The following is an 892-nucleotide window of genomic DNA, read 5'->3' on the forward strand; positions in this document are numbered from 1 at the left end:
ATGCTAGACTGGCATTCACTCAAGCGGGGATACCTACCTATCGTACGCCGGAAAGCGCGGTCGTTGCGTACATGCACCTCGTTGAATACAGGCGAAACCAGAAACAGTTGATGGAAACGCCAACAACAGCAGAGCCGCTGCACTCAGGTAGCGTAAATTCTGCAAAAGAATGGGTAGATGAACGACTACTGGATAAAAACACAGTTACACTGGATACACACCAAACTAGCCCACTATTTAAGCTCTTTGGCTTTAATGTTTTGCCTACTTGGATAGCATCGGATGAAATCGAAGCTGTTCACATGGCAGAAAATATTGGATACCCGGTCGCCGTGAAGCTTCGCTCTCCTGATATTCCTCACAAATCAGACGTACACGGCGTGGCGCTTAATTTGAGAAATAGTCGAGAAGTTTCTAACGCTGCACAATCGATTTTAGATACCGTCAAATTCAGTTACCCATCTGCAAACGTACACGGCCTGCTAGTTCAAGGCATGGCGAAGCTTGGCAGCGCGGAAGAGTTACGAATCAGTATCGCGGTCGACAAGGTATTTGGGCCTGTCATTTTACTTGGTCAAGGTGGCTCTGAATGGAACATCGCTCAAGATGCGGTGGCCGCCCTGCCTCCTTTGAATATGACGCTTGCACGCTATTTAGTCGTGGTTGCATTAAAGTCCGGGAAGATCCGTCTTCAGAAACACAAAGATGCGCTCGATATTACTGAGCTGTCAAAATTCTTAGTTCGTATTTCGCAAATGGCGGTTGAGTTACCTGAAATACAAAGACTGGATATCCATCCAGTATTGGTATCCGGAGATGACTTAACCATACTTGATGCTGATGTGACGCTTTGCAAATATGAAGGTGATGCTCAAAAACGACTGGCTATTCG

The 892-nt window shown here is 46.4% G+C and carries 1 protein-coding gene; it reads left to right on the forward strand.

Features of this window, described 5'->3' with window-relative positions; all coding sequences use genetic code 11:
• Positions 1 to 892, forward strand: an 892-nt coding sequence (locus R7093_RS24505) for an acetate--CoA ligase family protein (protein WP_318146923.1), incomplete at both ends; no start/stop codon positions are given.

Source organism: Vibrio sp. 1580 (genome assembly GCF_033340055.1).